This window comes from Kibdelosporangium banguiense (assembly GCF_017876405.1).
GTDB classification, from domain to species: domain Bacteria; phylum Actinomycetota; class Actinomycetes; order Mycobacteriales; family Pseudonocardiaceae; genus Kibdelosporangium; species Kibdelosporangium banguiense.
The window spans coordinates 8,304,243-8,325,897 of record NZ_JAGINW010000001.1 but is presented as its reverse complement, the minus strand read 5'-3'; the positions used below and the strand labels follow the sequence as shown (position 1 = coordinate 8,325,897).

The 21,655-nt window shown below is 66.1% G+C and carries 18 protein-coding genes; 7 read left to right on the top strand and 11 right to left on the bottom strand.

Annotated features, from left to right (window positions below; genetic code table 11):
• Positions 1-8: 8 nt before the first annotated feature.
• The 8 genes from JOF56_RS37775 to JOF56_RS37740 form a co-directional block, all read right to left on the bottom strand.
• Positions 9-1,283: a hypothetical protein gene (locus JOF56_RS37775; protein WP_209644213.1), complete on the bottom strand. Its 1,275-nt coding sequence runs from the start codon at positions 1,281-1,283 to the stop codon at positions 9-11.
• On the bottom strand, positions 1,283-2,362 hold the full coding sequence (locus tag JOF56_RS37770) for an NAD(P)/FAD-dependent oxidoreductase (protein ID WP_209644212.1): 1,080 nt from the start codon (positions 2,360-2,362) through the stop codon (positions 1,283-1,285). Before JOF56_RS37770 ends, JOF56_RS37775 begins: the two co-directional genes overlap by 1 nt.
• Before the next feature lie 8 nt (positions 2,363-2,370).
• Positions 2,371-3,699, bottom strand: a complete 1,329-nt coding sequence (locus JOF56_RS37765; RefSeq protein WP_209644211.1) for a SidA/IucD/PvdA family monooxygenase — start codon at positions 3,697-3,699, stop codon at positions 2,371-2,373.
• A 27-nt stretch (positions 3,700-3,726) separates the two neighbouring features.
• Positions 3,727-4,092: an aspartate 1-decarboxylase gene (gene panD, locus JOF56_RS37760; RefSeq protein ID WP_209644210.1), complete on the bottom strand. Its 366-nt coding sequence runs from the start codon at positions 4,090-4,092 to the stop codon at positions 3,727-3,729.
• A 34-nt stretch (positions 4,093-4,126) separates the two neighbouring features.
• Positions 4,127-5,737, bottom strand: a complete 1,611-nt coding sequence (locus JOF56_RS37755; protein ID WP_209644209.1) for a class I tRNA ligase family protein — start codon at positions 5,735-5,737, stop codon at positions 4,127-4,129.
• Positions 5,730-6,080, bottom strand: coding sequence for a cupin domain-containing protein (locus JOF56_RS37750; RefSeq protein ID WP_209644208.1), 351 nt, complete (start codon positions 6,078-6,080; stop codon positions 5,730-5,732). Before JOF56_RS37750 ends, JOF56_RS37755 begins: the two co-directional genes overlap by 8 nt.
• 22 nt (positions 6,081-6,102) lie before the next feature.
• Entirely contained in the window at positions 6,103-7,359 is a 1,257-nt protein-coding gene (locus JOF56_RS37745; protein WP_209644207.1) for an FAD-dependent oxidoreductase, read from the bottom strand.
• 303 nt (positions 7,360-7,662) lie between these two features.
• Positions 7,663-8,829, bottom strand: a complete 1,167-nt coding sequence (locus tag JOF56_RS37740; RefSeq protein WP_307855436.1) for an MFS transporter — start codon at positions 8,827-8,829, stop codon at positions 7,663-7,665.
• Between the two features lie 191 nt (positions 8,830-9,020).
• On the opposite strand from JOF56_RS37740, the gene JOF56_RS37735 reads away from it, so the two are divergent.
• The gene (locus JOF56_RS37735; RefSeq protein WP_209644205.1) at positions 9,021-10,454 is read left to right on the top strand and encodes an AlkA N-terminal domain-containing protein; all 1,434 of its coding nucleotides are present in this window, start codon (positions 9,021-9,023) and stop codon (positions 10,452-10,454) included.
• On the opposite strand, the gene JOF56_RS37730 is transcribed toward JOF56_RS37735, so the two are convergent.
• On the bottom strand, positions 10,451-10,951 hold the full coding sequence (locus JOF56_RS37730; protein WP_372448398.1) for a methylated-DNA--[protein]-cysteine S-methyltransferase: 501 nt from the start codon (positions 10,949-10,951) through the stop codon (positions 10,451-10,453). The two genes, JOF56_RS37735 and JOF56_RS37730, sit on opposite strands and share 4 nt — an antisense overlap.
• A gap of 246 nt (positions 10,952-11,197) precedes the next feature.
• Between JOF56_RS37730 and JOF56_RS37725 the strand changes: the two genes are divergently transcribed.
• The 5 genes from JOF56_RS37725 to JOF56_RS37705 all read left to right on the top strand — a co-directional run bounded on the left by JOF56_RS37725 (position 11,198) and on the right by JOF56_RS37705 (position 16,579).
• On the top strand, positions 11,198-12,550 hold the full coding sequence (locus JOF56_RS37725; protein ID WP_209644204.1) for an amidase: 1,353 nt from the start codon (positions 11,198-11,200) through the stop codon (positions 12,548-12,550).
• Positions 12,547-13,173 (top strand): hypothetical protein, encoded by a 627-nt coding sequence (locus tag JOF56_RS37720; RefSeq protein WP_209644203.1) that lies wholly within the window; start codon positions 12,547-12,549, stop codon positions 13,171-13,173. The genes JOF56_RS37725 and JOF56_RS37720 overlap by 4 nt, the downstream gene beginning before the upstream one ends.
• Before the next feature lie 95 nt (positions 13,174-13,268).
• Complete coding sequence (locus JOF56_RS37715) at positions 13,269-14,045, top strand: isocitrate lyase/PEP mutase family protein (protein WP_209644202.1); 777 nt, start codon at positions 13,269-13,271, stop codon at positions 14,043-14,045.
• Positions 14,046-14,063: 18 nt separating this feature from the next.
• Positions 14,064-14,363 carry a hypothetical protein gene (locus JOF56_RS37710; RefSeq protein ID WP_209644201.1) on the top strand — a complete coding sequence of 100 codons (300 nt, stop codon included), beginning with the start codon at positions 14,064-14,066 and terminating at the stop codon, positions 14,361-14,363.
• Between the two features lie 125 nt (positions 14,364-14,488).
• Positions 14,489-16,579, top strand: coding sequence for an ATP-binding protein (locus tag JOF56_RS37705; protein WP_209644200.1), 2,091 nt, complete (start codon positions 14,489-14,491; stop codon positions 16,577-16,579).
• Here JOF56_RS37705 and JOF56_RS37700 read toward each other — a convergent pair.
• Positions 16,576-19,344: a tetratricopeptide repeat protein gene (locus tag JOF56_RS37700; protein WP_307855819.1), complete on the bottom strand. Its 2,769-nt coding sequence runs from the start codon at positions 19,342-19,344 to the stop codon at positions 16,576-16,578. The two genes, JOF56_RS37705 and JOF56_RS37700, sit on opposite strands and share 4 nt — an antisense overlap.
• A 93-nt stretch (positions 19,345-19,437) precedes the next feature.
• Between JOF56_RS37700 and JOF56_RS37695 the strand changes: the two genes are divergently transcribed.
• On the top strand, positions 19,438-20,547 hold the full coding sequence (locus JOF56_RS37695) for a 5'-methylthioadenosine/S-adenosylhomocysteine nucleosidase family protein (protein WP_209644198.1): 1,110 nt from the start codon (positions 19,438-19,440) through the stop codon (positions 20,545-20,547).
• Positions 20,548-20,550: 3 nt separating this feature from the next.
• Here the strand turns inward: JOF56_RS37695 and JOF56_RS37690 are convergent, their stop codons facing one another.
• On the bottom strand, positions 20,551-21,570 hold the full coding sequence (locus JOF56_RS37690) for a hypothetical protein (RefSeq protein ID WP_209644197.1): 1,020 nt from the start codon (positions 21,568-21,570) through the stop codon (positions 20,551-20,553).
• Between the last annotated feature and the right edge of the window lie 85 nt (positions 21,571-21,655).

The following is a 21,655-nucleotide window of genomic DNA, read 5'->3' as shown; positions in this document are numbered from 1 at the left end:
CTTCGACGTCAGTACCATCGCTGCGCCACCAGTCCCCAGGCCGCGAGTTCGTCGGCCACAACCTGGCTGAATGTCTCGGCGTCGCCGAACTGGTCGGGCATCCCGGTCGCGGTCACGGTCAACCGGTCACCCACCCGGACCAGGCAGAGCGACCCGCGTAACCGGGCCCGCTCCGGCACGAGCCCGGGAACGTTCATGGTCCGCAGTGCCATGCTTTCCGCCCGGTGCCCGGCGAACCGCACCACGTCCTCGGACACCTCGCCGAAGTTGGACGCGACCACGTCGGTCTGCTGCGCTCCCGGCGCCTTCAGCCGGTTGGCCAGCCGCCGGGGCAACAGATGCCACAACGCCTCGGGGACCAGGGTTCCGCTGTGATCACCAGTGTCCTGAAGCAGGAACTTGGTTCTCTGCCGCGTCTCGGTGAGATCGACGTGCCGCGGCTCACCGGCCGCAACGGCCAGCGGCACGACCACAAGCGCGTTCGCCCGGCTGTCCTCGTCGTTCTTGCGCAGGTTCACCGGGATACCCACGTTGATCTCGGCACGATCCACCGGAACCCTGGCCCGCACCAGGTTCGCCGCGATCTCCACGAACAGGCTGTTGGTCGTGCCACCGTGTTCCTCCGCGCGTTTCTGCCACTCGTCGGCATCGACGTCGAACACGGCCGACACGAAGAACCTCGGCTCGGACACCTTGGTCTGTCCACTGTGGCCATTGCGTAGGGCTGCCATGGCCGCATTCCGCCGAGCAGGGTCGCCGAGCCAACGAAGTGTGCCGGTGAAGGCCCGGGTGGCCTGCCCGACAGCCTCGAAGACGTCATCCCGCAGGTCGGACCGGGGCATGAGCCGTGGCGCCCGTGGCCGGAGCGCGGCGAACACCCCGAGGCCGTCGGCACGGAAATGCGGCACAGTCAACGACACCAGAGTGCCCTCGCGATACGGCACGGCCGCGAGCCGCCACAACTCGTTCGACTCCACCTGCAGCGGAACGCTTACCTGACGATCGAGCCAGCCGAGAACGTCACGGTCGGCCAGCGGTTGCGAATCCACGTGCAACAACTCGGTGTTCGACGCCTGCCGCCACTTCCGTCGCGCACCCGGGAGCATGGCGGAGGCCGGCCGACGGCTCAACCGGCCCCGGTTGAGCCGCTCCCACTCAGCCGCCAGCGCCGAACCGGGCACCTCGGTCCCGAACCGCCACAGCACCTGGATGATCCGGGCCGACCCCAGCGCCGCACTCGATCCGACGAGCATCTCGTCGGTCGCGTTGAGACGATCAACCATCACTCACCTCCGAATCCCGCCGCCGTCAGCCCCGCCCCGATCAGCCCGTGGATCTGTTCGGCCGCAAGACTTCCCACGGCCGGCGCGAGCTTGAAACCGCCGCCGTTCCAGCCGGTCGCCGTCACCAGCCCGGCCGGTTCGTTCCACACCGTCACTGCGCCCTTGGCCGGGGCCATCGCGTCGAACGCTGTCACGCCGCCGATCACCTCAGCGTTGACCAACTCCGGGTATCGGTGCCGCAGGACGTCCCGGACCCGGTGCTGTTCAGTCAAAGGCACTTCGTCCGACACCGACGGCGGCACGTCACAGGACTCCGAGGTGACCCCGGCGAGCACGGCACCCGGCGTGTTCCACGGTCGCAGCCACGCCCCGGTGGTGGTGTCCACCATCGTCGGCACACGTCCTGGACGCCGAGGCCGGAACATGCAGTAGCTCACCGAACGCGTCCGCAGAGGTAGATCCACCCCCACGGTCCGGGCCAGTTCCGTGCTCCCGACACCGGCCGCCAGCAGTACGGCCGCGGCCTGGACCAGACCCGCGGTGGTCTGGACCCCGGACACCCGGCCGCCGGTCGTGACCACCGCGGTGGCCCGGGCCGAGTCCAGCAGCGAAAGGCCCGGCTGGGCATCGGCGAGCAGGGCTCTGGCCACCTCCCGGGCCGGCAGCCAGCCGGCCCGGGACTCGTAGAGCCCCACGAAGTTCGGCGGCACCGTCAGCCCGTCGAACTTCTTGTGGATCTCGTTGGCGGACAACAGGTCTGCGTGCCGGCCGGTCGCCGTCATCGCCTGGTGGATCGCGCCGGCGTCGAACAGCACCAAGCTGCCGGACTGGCGGATCGCGGGCCACCGGCCGTGCCAGCCCCGGCGCAGGTAGATCTCCAGACCTTCGGCGGCCAGGTCCGGAAACCCCGGGTCGTAGGCCCGGACCAGGCCGCCGGAGGCACCGCTGGCGCCGCCCGCCACGCCCGCGGGGTCGATGACGACCACCGTGAGACCACGGGCGACGAGGCGTTCGGCTGTGGCGAGGCCGATCACCCCGCAGCCGACGACAGCAACATCGGCGACGGCGACCGGCGACATCGGCGACATCACAGCGCGGCCTTCAACGCCACCCGGCCGTTGTGGCCAGGTTCTTCTTCCTGACGGGTCAGTGACTCGCAGATGTCGGTGGCCCGCACCGACAGCATGGCCAGCGCGCCTGCGTCACCCATGCCATGGCTCGCCTCGCAGAGTCCGTTGAGGTAAATCCGCGGCGGAGGTGGGCCGTACGCCATGCGCCGCACCGGAATGGAGTAATCCCTGGCCACGACCGGCACGCCGCTTTCGTCCCGCTCCAGCCGTTCGAGTACGCCTGCGAGCAACGGGTGGTACAGCTCGTCTTCCGCGCCCGTGCCGAAGTCACGGAACCCGGTCGCCAGCACGACTACGTCCACATCCATCGAGCTCTGCGTCTGGTAGTTGACGTCCCGGATGCGCAACCGGTGCCCGTCGGCATGCGGGGTCACCTCGGTCACCTCGGAGAACGACATCAGCCGCAGCCGGTCGCAACCGGTCAGCTCGTACTCACGCTGCACCCCGGTCAGCCGGTCGATCACGTCCTGGTCGCAGGCCGCGTAGTTGATCGACCGCAGTTGCTCCCGCAGCCGGGACTTCACCTGTCTGGGCAACGGGTGGAAGTAGTCGACGAACTCGGGCAGGAACACCTGCCTGCTGTACGGGCTGGTGTCCTTCAACCGGAACCCGATCCCCCGCTGGATCGACAGCACCTGCTCGACGTTGGCCCGGCCCAGCAGGTCGAGGACCACCTCGATCGCGCTCTGGCTGGCGCCCACCACCGCCACCCGGATCCCCCGGTCGCTGAGCTTGGCGATCGAGCTGAGGTAGTTCGTCGCGTGGAACACCGTCGGCCCGATGTGCCGGATGAACTCGGCGGGGACCCTCGGTGAGCGTCCGGTGCCGATGACCAGGGACCGGCCCAGATAGCACCGCCCGCTCGCGGTCTCGACCCGGATCACCTCGTCGTCGCCGTACTCGATCAGCGACAGCCGGACCGCTGACTGTCCATAGTCGACATACGACCGGAAGCCGCCGGCCACCCAGCCGAGATAGCCCGCGTACTCGCGGCGCAACGGGAACTTGGCGTTCAGGTGCAGGTATCCGGTCAGGTCCTGCCGGGCCGCCAGATACTTGACGAACGTGTGCGGGCTGTCGGGGTTGCGCGGCATGGCGAGGTCCCGGAACGGATTGTTCTGGATGTCCGTTCCTGGGAGCAGTTGCTCGTCCTGCCACTGGAAACCGCTTGCCCGCTCGATGAAACGTGCGCCGGAACATCCCAGTTCCTCAAGTGCCACCGCGAGCGATAAGTTCGCCGGGCCGAAACCGACGCCCAGGACCGAATGGACCTGTTGGTAAGCCATGACACGCACCTCAGGAGTCAGTAGGGGTCAGCGAACGACCGCGAGCTCGGGGACCCGGTTCTCCTCGTCCACGTGCACGACCGTCGGCTCGTGCCGGAGCATCTCGGCCTCGTTCAGCTGGGCGTAGGAGATGATGATGACCTTGTCACCGGGCTGCACCAGACGTGCGGCCGCGCCGTTCACGACCACCTCGTAGGCACCTGGCGTCCCCAGGATGGTGTACGTCTCGAACCGCGCACCGTTGTTGATGTTCACGATGTGCACCAGCTCGTTCACGCCGATGTTGGCGGCCTGCAGCAGTTCGGGTGAGAGCGTGAGCGAGCCGACGTAGTTGAGGTTGCTGTCGGTCACGGTCGCGCGGTGGATCTTCGAGTTCATGAACGTGCGAAGCATGGTATTTCCCTTCGGATAAAAAGAGAGTGGATGGTCAGACGGAAACGCCGACCTTCACGGGACCACCGTTGACGCTGATCCCGTTGTGGGACAGGGCGATTCCACGGAACCGGCCCGCCGGCGGGACGGCCGTGTCGCGCAGGAGCGGCGCACTCGGCGGGTTCGGATCGGCACCGAACGCGGCCGCGATCTTGCCGGCCAGGTCAGGGGTGACGGGCCAGGCGAGCGTGCGCAGTGCCCAGAGGAACAGTAGTGCGCCTGCGACGTCCGCCGCGTCGTCGGTACGGATCTGGCTGAGGCCGACCGCGAGCACTTCCAGGTGCAGGGCAAGGGCTTCAGCCGCCTTGCGGATGCTGAACGTGTCCAGGTTGTACGCGCTCTCGAAGCGGGCGAGTGATCCCGCGAGCGCCCGGTACCACCACGTCGAGGCCTCAGCGTCGATGCCACAGTGGACCATCGTGGTGTTCAGCACCTGTTCGATGGCCGCGAGCGGCGCGTCGAACCGGGTCGCCAGCGTCGCACTGGCCACCTGCTCGGTGAACTCGGACTGTTGCAGCTCGGGGCTGGTCAGCGCGAGCACGAACCTGGCCCGGTCGCGCCCGGCCTCGGCCAGGTACTCCCCTGCCCAGCGCACGTCGCCCTTGCTGGTGGAGAACTTCCGGCCGGCCAGCAGGAAATACTGGTTGGTGACGGTCCGGGTGAGCGGCAGATCGATCGGCAATCCGTGGCGGACCGCGAGCAGGGACAGTGCCACATAGACGAACGCGTTGTAGAACCCGTTGTCGATACCGATGAACTGGACCCACTCGTCGGTGCTCGGTCGCGCGCCGCGCCCCTTCGCGAGCCAGTACTGGTGGCCGGTGTAGATCTCCGGCCACGCGTTGATCGCCTGCGGCTCGCTGTCCGGCCCGTCCCAGTCGACCGCGATCCCCCACGTGCTCGGATAGGTGATCGGAATGTACGGCAACCGGCGGCCCGAACCCAGCGACTCGATGACCACCCGGTCGAGGTCCGGCCGCAGCTGCACGGCCGACGCCTGGTACCAGTGACTGATCATCGACCGGTACCGCTCCAGGTCGAGCACCCAGATACCCACTGGCTTACGCGGCAACGCAGACGCGGTATCGCTCACCGCCAGCAACTCGCCGGGCAGGTTGTACAGACCACAGGCCTCGCAGACCCCAGCCCGGGCGTGCGCCAGGCATGTCGGGCAGCGGCCGGTCACGAATGCTTCGGCCCGGTACTCGCCAGCCTCGGCATCGTACGGCAGCTCCACCACCCGCCGGTCGAACGCTCCGAACTTCCAGAGGTGGGTGAAGAATCCGCGAACGTAGTCCTCGTACTCCTTGTCCGGCCGTTCGAAGAGATCCACCTGGACACCGGCCAGGTCGAGTGACCGGCGCATCAGCCGGTGCGCCTCGTCGATCAATGCCTCGGGCGACGTACCGACCCGCTGCGCGGTGGTGACGACGTACGTCTGGTTGTCGTCGGTGCTGACCGCATAGGTCACGTCGTTGCCCAGGACCTGTTGGGACTTGGCGCAGATGTCGCTGGCGAGCACCGGCCCGGCCAAGTGTCCTAAATGGAAGTCACCGTTCGGCGTGGGCGGTGAGAACGTGACACTGACGTGCCGCTGCTCAGTCATCTGGCGCGCCTTCCTTCTGCAGCCAGTAGATGCTCACAAAGGTCAACGGCTCGCTGTCACTGGTGTTGGTCACCACGTGGTTGTTGTCGTGCGGGATGTAGAAGACGTCGCCGACCTCGACGGCCCGCTGCTCGTCACCGATCCGCACGGTGCCGGAGCCACCGGTGAAGATGAACGTCTCGTCGGTGGCGTGACTGTGTTCCTTGCTGGACTCGTGCGGCCGGATGGACACCAGCGAGCTGTTCCACGGCGGCACCACCACGTCCTGCCACGGGAAGATCCGGCGCAGGTCGCAGTTGTTCTCCCGGGTCTGCCCGTCCTCGATCTCGGTGCGGACGTACACGAAGCTCTCCTCTCGGTTCGGGTTACTGCAGCGCGAAGATGCGCTCGATCACGTGCGGCTCGAACGACTCGGGCGGCACCTGGAACGGGCCCTTGAAGGTGGCCACCCGGGACCCGGCCAGCACCGGGTCGGCCGGCCACGCCTCGCGGTAGGCGATGCGCCGCTGGGCCCCCGCGGGCGTGAACGTCATGTTGATGGTGGTCCGGACCTGGCCGGACACCCGCAGCCGGCTCATCCGAACGTCTCGTTCGGCGCTGTACTGCCGGAAGACATCTTCAGTCCATTTGGGACTGAAGCGGAGCGTGTCCCAGACCGTCCGGGCGTCGCGCAGTGCGATCGACAGACCCTGGCCGACCACCGGGTCGGTCCAGCCTGCCGCGTCGCCGACGAGCACCACGCCCTCGGTGTACGGCCGGTCGGTCCACGCGTCGTTCATCGGGTAGAAGGCGCACGTGCCCGACGGCCGGGCGGCACCGAACATCTCGCTACCGGGAATGCACCCGAACTGGAACGCCTCCAGGAACTTCTGCTGCCGGTCCGGGCCGGTGAACCGGCCTTTCTGGGCCGTGTCGTGCAGCAGGTACAGCCTGGCCTTGCCGCCGATGCGCGGGAAGACGAAGTAGAGCAGGTCACCCTCGGTGCCGATCGACGTGACGTCGACAGGCCAGTCGTAAAGTTCGTCGACGAGCAGGCCGCCGCCGAGCGAATTGGGCGGCGTCTGCACGATCGGAATGCCCAGCTGCCGCCGGACTGTGGACATCCGGCCGTCGGCGCCGACGATCAGCCGGCAGGAGATCTCGTATTCGACATCGTTGTGTTCGTATCGGACGGACGGATGCGCACCGGCACTCACGATCACGTCGCCGATCCCGCGGATCACGGTCGCGCCGGCCTCAGCGGCCGCGGTGGCCAGTGCCTCGCACGCTTCCGGGTGCCCGACGTCCAGCACTCCTGGAATGTCCGGCAGCATTTCGTCCAGGTGCAACGCGCCCGCCTCCGCCGCCGCCGGGTCAATCGTTTCGTCGAAGCCGACAAAGCGACTGACATACGTTCCGCCGGCGTCCAGGATCTGTTTCTCCAAGCCAAGAGCCATCAGCTCGGCAACGCCCCAGCAATTGATCACCTCACCGCGGACCTTGTCCCGGTACACGGTCTGCCGCTCCAGCACTGTGACTCCGTAGCCGGATCCGGCAAGTGCGGCGGCCAGGGCCGAACCGGCGATACCGCCGCCGACAATCACCACATCAACATCGACATCAACTGATCCATGATTCTCCATCTGACCCCCATGGCCATAGCTGTGGACCACCGTCGAAACAGAACGTCGACTGGTCGTACCGCTTATGAGAACCATACTTGCGACCATGAACACTCGCCGCGAGTTGTAACAGAGACATTAAGCGAACAGTTTCAGACAACCGGAAAACGACATCAGCCGTCGCGCTTTCCCGGTTATCCGACGTTATCCGGGAACGCGCGACGGCCTAGGACAACAAATGCCGAGCGACTACTCCTTATCGCCGATATGGGCGTTTTCCGTAATGTCACACGGTCTGCCGGAAATACCGCTGGCCGAGCAAGGTCAGCCAGGCTGCCCAGGTCGGCTCAGCGTCAACACGGCCAGGGTCATCAGGACCGCTGTGACAGCACCGCACACCATGACGATCGACGGTGAAGAGGCATCCACGACTACGCCGCCGAGCAGTGCGCCGACTGAGAAAGTCGCCTGGAACGACGCCGTGAACAGCACTGACGCGGCCTCGGTGCCCTGAGGGTAGGACTTGCGGAACCAGGTCTGCGAGCAGACCGGCACACCGCCGTACGCCACTCCCCACACGATCAGCAGGACGATCGCGCCGGCATCCCATTTGCCGATCACCGGCAGCAGGGCCGTGGCCACAGCGATCATGCAGGCGGCGATGATGACCGTACGCCGGACATTGCGGGCCGCCATGGCACCTGCGACGAAGTTGCCCACGATGCCGGCCAGGCCGTAGATGAACAGCAGAACGGTGATCAGGCCTGGACCGACCTTGGTGACGTCCTCCAGGAACGGCCGCACGTAGGTGTAGGCCCCGAAATGCGCCAGGACGACCAGGAACGTGACCACCAGGCCGACCCGGACCATCTTGTCGCGCAACATGTCGCCGAGCACGTTCAGCTTGGTCACCTCGACCGCTGGCAACGCCGGGACGAACGCGAGCAGCATGGCGAGAATGCCGATTGTGAGCAGGCCCATCGCGACGAACGCCGCACGCCAGCCCAGCTGGTCGCCGATGAACGTGCCGGCCGGCACGCCGAGCACCGAACTGAGCGGCACGGCCGAGAAGATCACCGACGTCGCCCTGGGCACCTGGTCGGCAGGTACCAACCGAGACGACAGGCCGGATCCGATCGACCAGAACGCGCCGATCACGAACCCGACGACGACCCGCGAGATCACCATCATCCAGTACGCGGGCGCGACCGCGGCGAGGAAGTTCGCGCCCGCCAACATAATCATGAGCACCGCCAGCATGAACCGCCGGTCCAGCGTGCGCGTGGCCACGGTCAGTGTCGGCGCCGAGATGGCCGCCAGGAAGCCTGGCACGGTCATCATCAGTCCTGCGGTGCCGTCGGAGATGTGGTAGGTCGCCCCGATCGACGTGAGCAGCCCGATCGGCAGGTTTCCGCTGGTGCCGATGGAGAAGATCCCCAGCATCACCGATGTCACGGCAAGCCAGCTGACCAGGGGTGATCGTCGGGACACCGCAGTGCTGTCAAGGCAAGTGGTCGTCGCGGACATGGCTCCCGTCCCATCGAGAAGTGTCACACCGGTTCGGATCCAGTCCAACAGCCCCCCACCGGCCCGGTCTGGCAGGAATGCGACGCCACCTCGATCGTGAAGGTGATGTCGTTTTTTCTCTAGGCCGGGTGCGTACCACGCGCGACACTGGAGACATGCACGACGATCTGGAGCGCTGTATCAGGGCTGTCCGGGCAAAGGACCCGCGGTTCGACGGCTGGTTCTTCGCTGCCGTGATCACCACTGGGAACTACTGCCGGCCAAGCTGCCCGGCCATGCTGGCCAAAGTGGAGAACATGCGCTTCTACCCCAGCGCGGCCGCCGCGCAACGGGCCGGGTTCCGGGCGTGCAAGCGATGCCGGCCGGACGCGAGTCCTGGCTCTCCACAATGGAACGAGCGGGCCGATCTCGTGGCCCGTGCGATGCGACTGATCGCGGACGGCGAGGTCGACCGCAATGGCGTCCCAGGATTGGCCGCCCAGCTGGGCTACAGCGTCCGCCAGATCCAGCGGCAACTCCTGGCTGAACTGGGCGCAGGCCCTTTGGCTCTGGCCAGAGCACAGCGTGCGCAGACCGCGCGGCTGCTGATCGAGACCAGCTCGGTGCCCATGGCGGACATCGCATTCGCGGCAGGCTTCGCGAGCGTACGGACCTTCAATGACACTGTGCGCGAGGTGTTCGGCTTCACGCCCACCGAACTGCGTAACCGGGTGGAGGACGAGCCGGGTCCGGCGACCGGGTCTCTGTTGGTGCGTCTGCCTTTCCGGGCTCCACTGTGTACGGGCACTTTGTTCGGACAGCTGGCCCAGGACGCTGTTGCGGGCGTGGAGGAATACCGCGACAAGGCGTACTCACGTACCCTGCGCCTGCCGTACGGCCATGGCGTGGCCACACTCCGCCCTGCGGAAGACCACATCGAGTGCCGGCTCGACCTGACGGACCTGCGCGACCTGTCCACCGCGATCGCCCGCTGCCGCTGGTTGCTCGACCTGGACGCGGACCCGGTGGCGGTCGACGAGCAGTTGCGCGGCGACCCGATGCTGGCTCCTCAGGTGGACCAGGCACCGGGCCGCCGGGTCCCGCGAACGGTTGATCCCGCCGAGTTCGCCATCCGGGCTGTCCTCGGTCAGGGAACATCGTCGGCGACCGCGCGGATCCGGGCTGCCCGGTTCGTCGCCGCCCATGGAAAGGAGCTCGCCGAGCCGGTCGGCGGACTCACCCGCCTGTTCCCCGAACCATCTACTGTGGCCAGTCTGGATCCGGGGGAACTGGCCGTGCCCAAGGAAGTTCGCGGCCCGTTGCTCCGATTGGCGAACGCGCTGGCGGGCGGCGACGTGGATGTGAGTTCGGGCAGCGACTGGAGCCGGACCCGTGGTCAGCTGGCCTCGTTGCCAGGCATCGAGGCGCAGACCGTCGAGAAGATCGCGATGCGGGCGTTGGGCGACCCGGACGCGTTTGTCCCGACGCAGTACGGCGTCCAGCTGGCGTCGGCCAGATTGGGGCTCAACTCCTCGCCGGAGGCGCTGACCGCGTACGCCTACGGCTGGCGACCATGGCGGGCGTACGCGACCCAGTACCTGCAAGGTTAGCTGTCGCTGGCGATCCCACGCTCGAAGTCGAGCAGGAACTGTTTGCGCTCCAGGCCGCCCCCATATCCGGTCAGGCTCCCGTTCGCGCCGACCACCCGGTGACAGGGCACGATGACCCCGATCGGGTTCTTTCCGTTGGCCAAGCCCACGGCCCGGGACGCGGTCGGCCGCCCCAGGTGGTCCGCGAGCTGGCCGTACGACCACGTCTCCCCGTACGGGATCTGCTGCAGGCCTGCCCACACCTTCCGCTGGAAGTCAGTGCCACGCAAAGTCAACGGCATCGTGAACTCGGTACGACGACCGGCGAAGTACTCAGCCAGCTGGATGATCACGTCGCCGAACGGTTCCGGGTCCGGCACGCCGAAGGTCTCCTGGGCCGGTCGGTGGCGCTGATCGGTCATGTACAGGCCGGAGAGCTGCCCGTCCGTGGCCACCAGGGTAAGCGGGCCGCATGGACTGTCGGTGATCGTATGGCAGCGATGGCCGCGCGATGGGATACTGGTCCTTTCCACGAGACCAGTCTTCCCCAAGCCAGGAGCCCCGGCTGGCGGAAATCCGACAGCACCCTCGCGGGGAAGATGCCGTCGCGAAACCGCCAGCTCACCAGGCCCGGCCCTGGTGGACTGGGTTGTATGACCGAACAACCGGACGACCCGGCCACCGAGTCGTTGTCCCCATTGGACAGTGTGCCGCTCGAGGATATCGCCCCGGCCACCGTGTTCGACGCGCGATGGGAGTGAGCCATGCAGCCGTATCAGCTCACCATCACCGAGACAGCCCGGTTGTTCCGTCTGGGAGACCTCTCTCCCGTGGAACTCATGGACTCCGTCCTCGACCGTATCGAAGCACTCGACGGTCTGGTGGGCGCGTTCGCAACCGTGACTGCCGAACGCGCCCGCTCTGCAGCCGTCCGCGCTGAACACGCGCTGGTCAACGGAGTCGACCTAGGGCTGTTGCATGGCATCCCGATGGGTGTAAAGGACATTGTAGACACTGCCGGTGTCCTCACCACGAGCGGCTCGGCGGTCCGCGCCGACCACGTTCCCACTGCCGATGCGGAGGTGGTCCGCAGGTTGGCGGACGCGGGCGCGTTGCTCGTGGGCAAGACTCACACACACGAGTTCGCGTACGGCCTGATCACCCCGACCACGCGTAACCCGTGGAATCTGGCACACATCCCCGGCGGTTCCAGTGGCGGCTCAGCCGCCGCCGTGGCAGCAGGCCTGGCACAGTTCGCGATCGGCACAGACACCGGCGGGTCGATCCGCGTCCCAGCTGCGCTGTGCGGCGTGGTCGGCTTGAAACCTACATATGGCAGTGTTTCCCGGCACGGCGTCACCCCATTGGCGTGGTCGCTTGACACAGTCGGCCCAATCACCCGCAGCGTCGCCGATGCCGGTCATGTACTCAGCGCGATCAGTTCTCCGTTGCCAGTGCTCACATCCGACGTGCGCGGCCTGACCGTAGGCATCCCCGTCAACCACTTCTTCGACCGAGTGGCGCCGGACGTCGCCACAGTCGTACACCGAATGGCCGGTCTGCTCATGGACGCGGGCGCAGAGGTGCGGGAGGTGACCGTGCCGGACACAACCGTGATCGGCCCGGTGTTCTGGACATTGATCACGTCCGAGGCCAGCGCCTACCACGAGGAAGTCTTGCGCACAAAGGGAGCGCTCTACCAACCAGACGTGCACGCACTGCTGGAACAGGGACAGCAGGTGACCGCGGTGGACTACGTGAAGGCGCAACGGGTCCGTGCGTACCTCAAGGAGCAATGGAAGGCACTGTTCGCCGACATCGACGTGCTCATCTCGCCGACCGTAGCGAGCACCGCACCCCTTGTCGGCCAGACAAACGTGGCATGGCACGGGTCCACCGAGGACGTGACAGCCATGCTGCTCCGCCTTACTTGCGCGGCAAACGTCACCGGCCAGCCAGCACTGTCCGTACCGTGCGGCCTCGGCGACGACGCACTACCCGTAGGCATCCAGGTCACCGGACGCCCATTCACGGAGGACACAGTCCTGCGTGTCGGCCACGTGCTGGAGCAGGTCAGCGAGTTGACCGCGCATACACCCGTGCTCGTCGGTTCGTGATGCTGACGCACCCGTTGCGCAACCGCGTAACACCGGCCGGTGAACTGATCGCGACGACACACCGCGGCACCATGTACGGAAACCGTGGCGTCCTACACAACGACGACCTAGCGCTGGTTCGTCGCCATCAGGTCCGTCGATGGCTGGTGTGCGTACTGGAGTTCCGAGGTCGTCGCCGCCAGATCATGCAACCCCGTCGCTACACCGAACTGTTCTTCCTGGACGAAGCCGTCGCATTCGCCGCAGGACACCGCCCATGCGCCGAATGCAGGCACGCCGACTACCAACTGTTCCGAACACTGTGGACCGAAGCACTCAACCTGCCAACCAAGCCAACAGCCGACGACATCGACCTGGTCCTGCACAAACAGCGCGGCCTCGTCAACGGCACACGAACAACCCACACAGCACCGCTCAACACCCTCCCAGACGGAGTATTCATCGTCCTGGACAACGGATACTGGCTGATACACAAGGACAAACTTCGCCGGTGGACGCCTGCGGGCTATACCGACCAGCAGAACCTATTCGCCGGTACCGCAACGGTACTCACTCCAAAGTTCACAGTGGACGTAATCCGGGGCGGCTACAAACCCGGCGTACACGACTCAGCGCAGACGTGAGCTATGGCCTACCCGCCTCTCTGCAGATGCGCGGAGCGGGCACATTTCTCTAGGGTGGTTCTGTCACGTCAGCGGGCGAATGAGGAGTGGACGACATGGCGGCCAACGATCGGGCAAGCAGACTGCTCGAACTGCACAAGAACCCCAAACTTCTGACTGTTGTCAACGTCTGGGACGTGATCAGCGCCAAAGCCGTCGCCGGTGTCCCCGGAACCGAGGCGCTGGCCACCGCCAGCCACTCGATCGCGGCCTCCCGTGGCTACGAGGACGGCGAGAACATCCCTGTGGACGAAATGATCGAGGAGGTCCGCCGGATAGCCGCGGCCACAGACCTGCCGGTGACCGCCGACCTCGAGGGCGGCTACAGCAACGCCCCGGAGACAGTCCGCAAGGCGATCGGCGCCGGTGTCGTCGGCGCCAACATCGAAGACCAGATGAAGCCCATCGCCGAGGCAACAGCCCAAGTCGAGGCGATCATGAAAGCGGCGGCGGCCGAAGGCGTGCCCGACTTCGTGCTCAACGCCCGCACCGACGCCTTCGCCAGAGCAGGCGACCGCCCTCAGGACGAAGTACTGGCCGATGCCGTCGAGCGCGGCAAGGCCTACCTCGAAGCCGGCGCCCCCGTGATCTTCGTCCCAGGCCTGTTGTCCGACGAGCAGGTGGTGACACTGACTGACGCCTTCGGCCCGCAGCGGCTCACAGTGGTCGGCATCCCCGGGATCCCCTCGCAGGAGCGCCTGACCGAACTCGGCGTGGCACGGATTTCCTTCGGCCCGCTTTCCCAGCGCGTCGCCCTCACCGCCCTCGCCGAACTCGTCGAGTCCGTCCACGCAGGCGGCGGCATCCCCGCGAACACCCGCCCGCTCAACTGACCCCCCGGTGCGGAGCGGATGAACCTCTCCGCTCCCATCGCCGACCAACGCAGGCAGGAACAGACCGTTTACTTCCCCCGGATCACGACATCGGGCCTGCGCCTGCCGTATGCCACGTGGAGCTTCGCGGCTGTCGACAACGAACCTCTGCACATCGACCGTGACCTGCGCTTGCTGCTCCTCATACCGGGCGACACCAAGGCAGTGCCCACAAAGGTGTCGCTGCACGGTGCCGTAGCGGTTTCCGGAATTGCCGGATCCGTGCCGTTGGTCGGCAAACAAACCAGGGAGTTCACGACCACTTTTGAGCTCGGCTGAGAAATGCAGGCGCCGACTCTGTCCGATTGGCCTGATGCCAACAGTGACATCGCCGTAGCCGGCATCGACTAGGTCGTTCGAGGGAAGGGCTCGTGCGACCGAGCGGCGGAACGCAGAATCATGTCGTGACGACCGAACCCGAGCCTGGCACGCCAGCGTCGACGGTGCGCAACGATGTCTCCGGGCAAACTGCTTTCGCCCTGCAAGCGGGCATGATCACAGGCAATGTGCGCATCGATGCGAGGTCGGCGGCGCCTGCGATCCCCCATCAGCTGCCCGCGGGAAGTGGCGTGTTCATCGGACGGTCAGGCTTGTTGGCATGGCTGGACAGGACATTGGTGCCGCAGGGGCTCGCAGTCATCACAGGTATGGCAGGCGTCGGCAAGACGGCTCTGGCGGTGCGCTGGGCGCAGGCGTCGACAGCGTTCTTCCCTGACGGTCAACTGTATGTTGATCTTCGAGGTTTCGGCGCCGGAGAATCGATGCGGCCCCACGAGGCGCTGGCCGGTTTTCTGCGTGCGCTGGGACAGTCCAGGCCCGAAGCCATCCCCACGCTGGAGGAGCGCTCGGCGCACTACCGGACTCTGCTGAACGGCAAGCGGGTCCTGATCGTTCTGGACAACGCGCCGTCCATCGATCATGTCCGTCCTCTGTTACCCGGATCGAGTACCTGCTCCGTGGTCGTGATCAGCCGCCTTCAGATGGGTGGTCTGGTCGTGCATCATGACGCATCAGCCCGACGCGTCGAGCCAATGCGGAACCCGGAAGGCGTCGACCTGCTGCGGCGAACGATCGGCAGTCTCGCCGATGAGTCCACCATCAGCCGGTTGGCTGAACTGTGCGACGGTTTGCCGCTGGCGATCCGGATCGCCGCCGAACGCGTCGCCGACACGCCGTCGTACGCCAACGACCTGGTGACCGAACTGGCGGACGCGCGTCTGGACTTCCTCGATTCCGGCGACGATGGACATTCCGCGGTGCGCAGTGTGTTCTCCTGGTCGTACCAGGGTTTGACCGACGACGAGGCACGCATGTTCCGGCTGCTCAGCCTCCATCCGGCGGGCACGTTCGCAGGCAGGGCGGCGGCAGCGGCAGCCGGCTGCTCGCTCGACGCGGCGGCCCGGCTGGTACGGTCGCTGGTCCGCAGGTGCCTGGTGTCCGAGCCGGAGCGGGGCCGGTACCAGATCCACGACCTCATGAGTGAGTATGGCAGAGAGCTGTGCGAGAACTCCGAATCCATCGAAGCGGTGACGAGACTGTTCGACCACTACCTGCACACCGCGGATCGGGCGGGCCGGATCATCATGCCGCACCGGCTACGAGTTCCCCTTGACGGTTCTCCCGTTGCGGTGACCGAAATCCCCGACCGTCACGCCGCGTTGCGATGGTTCCGGGCAGAACGACGCAACCTGGAATCGATGTGCGCCCTTGACGAACCCGGGTTGGACGCCCGCATCTGGCAGCTCGCCTACGCCCTCCGGGACTTCTACTTCCTGCACAAGCTCCTGGACGGCTGGCAGGAGACACATCTGCACGCCCTGGCTGCGAGCGTCCGCAGCGGTGACAGGCTCGCGGAGGCCCGGACCCGCAACAACCTGGGCATGGCCCTGGTCGAAGCCGGCGACCTCGATGAGGCCATGAACCACTACCGGCAAGCTGAACACCTCTTCGAACAACTTGATGACGGTCACGGCCGCAGCAACGCCCTGTCCAACCAGGCCGCTGTGCTGCGCAGGCAGGGCGAGTACGCCGCGGCACTACGCAATCAGGAGCAGGCGCTGGCCTGGTACCGAAACTCCGGCGCGAAACGCAATGTCGGGATCACTTTGCGCAGCATGGCGTTGGCAGAGATGGAGCTGGGTCGTTTCGCGCAGGCGGTGCAGCACATCGAGGAGTCCTTGGACATTGCCATGGGCCTCGGTCTTGACGTCGACGCCGCCGAGGCGTTCGGCAGGCTAGGCCGGATCCAGCACCGCGCGGGAAACAACCTCCTCGCGGAGATCGCCTTTCGGCAAGCTGTCGAATACAGCAGGCGGTGCGACAGCAGGCACGAGGAAGCCCACGGACTACATCAGATGGGCAGGCTGGCCGCTGGCGCCGGGCGCCTGGGCGAAGCCCGGCAACTGCTCTCCGAGGCCCGTGACCTCTACCAAGAACTGGGTTCCCAGGCAGCGGACGGCATTGCCGACGAGCTCGCGGGACTGGCCCAGGACTAGTACCGGGGCTCTTGGCCGGCAAGCCGGACCATCCAGTGGTGCAGGATCTCGGCGATCTCCAGATCGTACGGTTCGACCGTGTCCGGGGTCCGCGCGGCGGCCTCGGCCAGTCCGTCCCTGGACTCTTGGATGATCGTCAGCGCATCCTCGATCTGACCGTCGTACTGGTCCGCGGCTGCCAGTGCGTGCGCCAACACCATGCTGGCACGCAAGGCATGCGGGTCATCCGGCCCATACCTGGCGACTTGGGCGTCCTGCCACTCGACCGCCATGACAATGATCTCCGACAACAGGTCCGCTTGATCACCGTCCAACCGCACCTCGCCGAGATCCACCTCGATCGGCACTGGCTCACCCTGTTCGCCACCGCCTTGGGCGCCATTCCCACGCACCAGCCGCCACAGCGTGCGCAAGGTGTCCGGATGGTCAGGTCCCTGCACGCGTAGCCGGTCCGCGTACACAGGCCAGTGCGTTTGCTCGCGAGCGACCCTCGCGTTCTCCTCAGCATCAAGGGTGTCCGGGTGTTTGGGTCCCAGGACGGCTCCTCGCCGCTGGGCGACGTACTGGTACGTATCGGCCGCCTCGGTCGGGCGGCCGAGATACCACAAGGCGTTTCCTATGTTTTCCACGCATTCCAAGGTCTGCGGCATGTCCGGACCTGCGGCGCGATGCCACATCGTCCAGGCGTGCAGGGCAAGCCGGAGAGCCAGATGATGCGACCGGCAGTGCCTGGTCGCGATCACGAGGTTGTTCAAGGCGATCAAGGTCAGGCGATCGGTCTTGCCCATGCTGTCGCGCCTGGCTCGGTACACCTCGGTCAGCAGTTGCACGGCTGCCTCGTACTCCGTCAGCCCGGACAGCGTATTGGCCAGGTTCTCCTTGGCCTGCAGTGTGTCCGGGTGGCCTTCGCCGTACAGGTGTGACAGCCGCGTTACCGACTCCCGCTGGACGCGCTCGGCCTTGGTGTAGTTGCCCTGCCCGAAATACGCGGCTCCGAGACCTACCAGGACCGCCGTCCGGATGTCCTCGTCAGTGTCCGGTGACCGCTCAGTCTGGGCGTGCAGGACCTCGAACGAGTGCAACGCCGCCTTGGTGTCGCCGAGTTCGTTCTGGGCACGCCCGGCTTCGTTGAGCATGTGCCACTCCAGCCGGCCGGTGAGCCATTCCGGTGTGGACGCGAGCGCGACGACGTGAGGCAGATGCAGTGACATCGCTCTGAGTTGCTGGAACTCGTCTCTCGTAGCCTCCAGTGAGTCGCCGAGCACCTCACAGGCCCGGTCGTGCAGACGCCTGCGGTAGGTGCCGGGGAACAGCAACCGTGCCGCCCTCGCGACAAGGGCATGCACAGTGAACACGTCATGTCCGAGATCACCGGCGAGGCCGCGGCGGCTGAGCTCGGCGAAACCGGGCTCAGCCGTGGACACCAAGTCGTGGACCAGTTCAAGCGGTATCGGCGCCGCGCCGAGGACGCTCACCGCGGCGAGGACCTCACGCCCGGCGTCGGACAGCGTCGCGTAGCTGCGAGTGATGATGGAGCTGAACGACTTCGCATAACCGAGCGGCAGTTCGTCTGCCATGTGCGCGGCCATCTCCAGCGAGTCGTGCTCGCCTGACATCAGATCGTCACGAAGCCTGACGTACCCGGCGAAACCGGGCGCTGTGGTGAGCCCGGCAGCCAACGTCAGTCCCAGCGCATGCTGCCCGAGTCTCTCGACGATCTCCTGCGCCGCCGCGCGTTCTTCCTCCGGCGCCGGCCGTATGCTGGTCAGCAACGTAAGACCGGTTCGCGTGTCCAGTGGCTCGAGGTCGATCTCCACGGACACGCGCTTGGCCAGCCGTCCACGCGTGGTGACGAGCGTCTTGCCGTTGGCCGTCGGTGCGAAGAGCTGGTCAAGAACCGCTTCATCCACTGTGGACGGAACGTCGTCGAGGATCCAGAGATAGGGCATCCCGTCGGCGAGCTTCTCGGCAATGCCTGCGGGTGGCACACCGAGGCGTGCGGCGATCGGCCGCAGCTGCAGCCGGAACTGACTCAGCACGGTTTCGGGATCTGTGTGCCTGCTCCGGTCACTGCCGCCGAGCCGCAGGACAAAGACCCCTCCCGGGTGATCCTGGGAGAACCACCGGGCGTACTGCTCACACAGCGCGGTCTTACCCTGTCCGCCTTGGCCGCGGACCGACACGACCGGGTGACCTTGGTTTCCCGGCTTGCCTTTGATCAGCAACGCCTCGTGCAGATCCCACAGCACTTCGGCGCGCCCGAAGAACTGTTTGTTTCCGGGCAGGAAATGCGGGTACCACACCGGATCGGGATGGCGTGGCGCGTCACCGAACCGGCGGTCGTCAGCAACCTTGAGGCGCGCGAGCTTGCCGGCGATGATCGCGGCCTGCTGGGCGACATCGTGGCTCTCCCGGCTGAGCAGCCTCGGCCGTTTGAGCTGTTTCGGCCGCAGCCTGCTTGGCCGTACTCGCCACGTCACCGGCATGACCCGTTCGGTGGACCCGGCTTCGAGGTGGTACGCGGCCGTCAGCGCGGTGTGCAGTTCGCGGCGGCAGCTGGCGCTCTCGTGGAACGTGGGACTGATCAACGGGACCAGCATGTGCGCCCCGAGCAACGCCTTGAGCAGAGCAGGATCTAGCGTGTCACCGTGCGGGATGTCCTTGTCGTCCTGGAAGACCCGGACGTGAAGAGCCGTGAGCGCGGCGTGTAGCTCGTCCGCCCATGGCTTGTCATCCCAGTTGTAACAGAGGAAGACGTCGAAAATGGTGTGCTCCTGCGGTGTAGTGCCGGCCGGAACTGGCTTCCCCCTCTACGGTCGGTGCCGCGGTCGGACCTCGAAGGGATGGCGGGGAAGCGAATGATCGTGATTCTCACCGCACTGCAAGCAGAGTACAAGGCCGTCCGCAAGCACGTGACGGGGCTGCGTCAGCACCGTCATCGGGCCGGAACAGTGTTCGAAGCCGGTGTCCTGGCTGATCATCCGGACAAGCACGTTGCCATGGCAGTGCTGGGGGCGGGCAACAGCGGAGCGGCGGCCCTGACCGAACGGGCGATCGCGGAGTTCCAACCGAGTGTGGTGATGTTCGTCGGGATCGCGGGTGCGCTGCGGGACTGGCTGAGACTAGGTGACATCGTTGTGGCCACGAAGATCTACGGATACCACGGCGGGACCAGTGAGGACCGCGGCTTCAGCGCCAGCCCGCAGGCATGGCACCTCTCCCACAGTCTGGACCAGGCCGCGCGGCATCTCGACGTGTCCAACTCGTGGCGGTCCGCGCTGCCTGTCACGACAGGCCACCCCAACGTTCACTTCCAGCCCATCGTCGCGGGTGAAGTCGTCCTGAAATCGACCAGTTCCGCTGTGGCGGAACAAGTCCAGGACCACTACAGCGACGCGATAGCCATCGAGATGGAAAGCGCGGGCGTGGCACACGCGAGTCACCTCAACCTGTCCCAGCCGACCATCACCATCCGCGGTATCAGTGACTTCGCCAGCGCGTCCAAGGACTTCACCGACCGGACCGGAGCACCGTCACTCGCTGCGGACAACGCCGCGGCCTTCGCTGTGTCGCTCATCGCACAGCTCGACGACGCCGATGCGGCTTTCCAGACGTCTCATCAGGTTTCGCCCCCTCCTGTTGTCCACAATGTGTCTGGTCCCGCGGAGTTCGTGGCCCTGATGGGTATCGTGCGTGGCCCGCTGCACATCGACGATCCGGACCGGACATTCGACTCCTCGTCGGCCATGCCCAGGCTCCTGCTCGAGCTGACCGAGGCGGTCGTGGCCGACCACGAGGCCGGTCGGCTGGACGAGCGCACGTTCAACCTTGGTATGGAGGCACTGTACGACGCACGCACCCAGACTCATCAGAGCCGTCGCGGAGAAGCGATCCGGAAGCTGAACGAGTTGTTCGGTCAGCATCCGCGGCTGCGGGCCATCCTCGCAGAGATCAACAGAACGTTGTAGCGGTCATCGTCCTGCTGCGACCACGAAAGCGGCACCCCAGACAGCGTTGCCGGACTTGCACTTCGACTTGTCGATGGTCACCAATGACGACCTCAGGGTCAGCGCGAAGGTGCCAGCCGGCAACTCCGCGCGCAGCGGTTTCGCATCGCCGGGGCTGACCGCCACCGCCGCGACGGGCTTGACCCTGTCGTTGTTGACGAAGATCTCGAACTTCACCGCCAGGCTCGGGTCCGAGTTGCCGTCCATTCCGACCGCCTGCACCTCGATACTGCTGAAGTTCTTCAGATTGAACTGCTGCACACCGCTGTACCGGTCGTCGTTGCAGGTACTCAGCGGAGTCCACACGGACTTCTGATACGGGGTGAGCCGCACGTCGTGATCGCCGTGCTCGAAGTACCACTGGTCGCTGGGTTTGGGCAGGTCGGCGACGAAGACAGGTGTGCCCTTGCTGACGCTACTGCCGTCCCCTGGATTGTCAGGCGGCGGATCCGAAGCACTGGGCAATGACGGCGTCACGGTGCTCGTCGTTGTGGAGGATGTGGCCGTCGGGCTGTTGGCCGGCGGTGACGGCACCATCGCCGTCACTGTCACCGTCCCTGGCGTCCCCGGCGCCGCGGCCTCTCCGTCCTGCGCGGTCGACCGCGCCACGATGAACGTGCCCGCGATGACAACAGCCACTCCGCCCGTGACGGCGAGAACCGGCAATAATCTCCTTTGGGCAGGCAATTTCCGCCTACTTTCGATCGCACCCGACATGGCAGTTCTCAGTTGCGCACCGAACTCTGGATCGTTACGAATCTCCTGATCCAGGTGGACACGCAGTGCTTCCTGTTCGGCCGCCACGGCCGGGGAATCGGTGAATCGGGCGAGCAGCTCACCGTGAAAGGGGCTCGACAACTTTGTGACCAGCAGGCCGAGCACATTCTCCAGCTGGGCGTCGTATACCGCACTACCCGCTTCGGACTTACGAATCAGGTATTGCGCCAACGACCGCACGACGGTACTCGCCAGCTCGTCCGCCACCCACGACCTCCCCTTTTCGCGGTTTCACCGAACCGGTGAGCCGCCGTTCGATCATGCCCGCATCAGTGCATCATCGCAGCCGTCG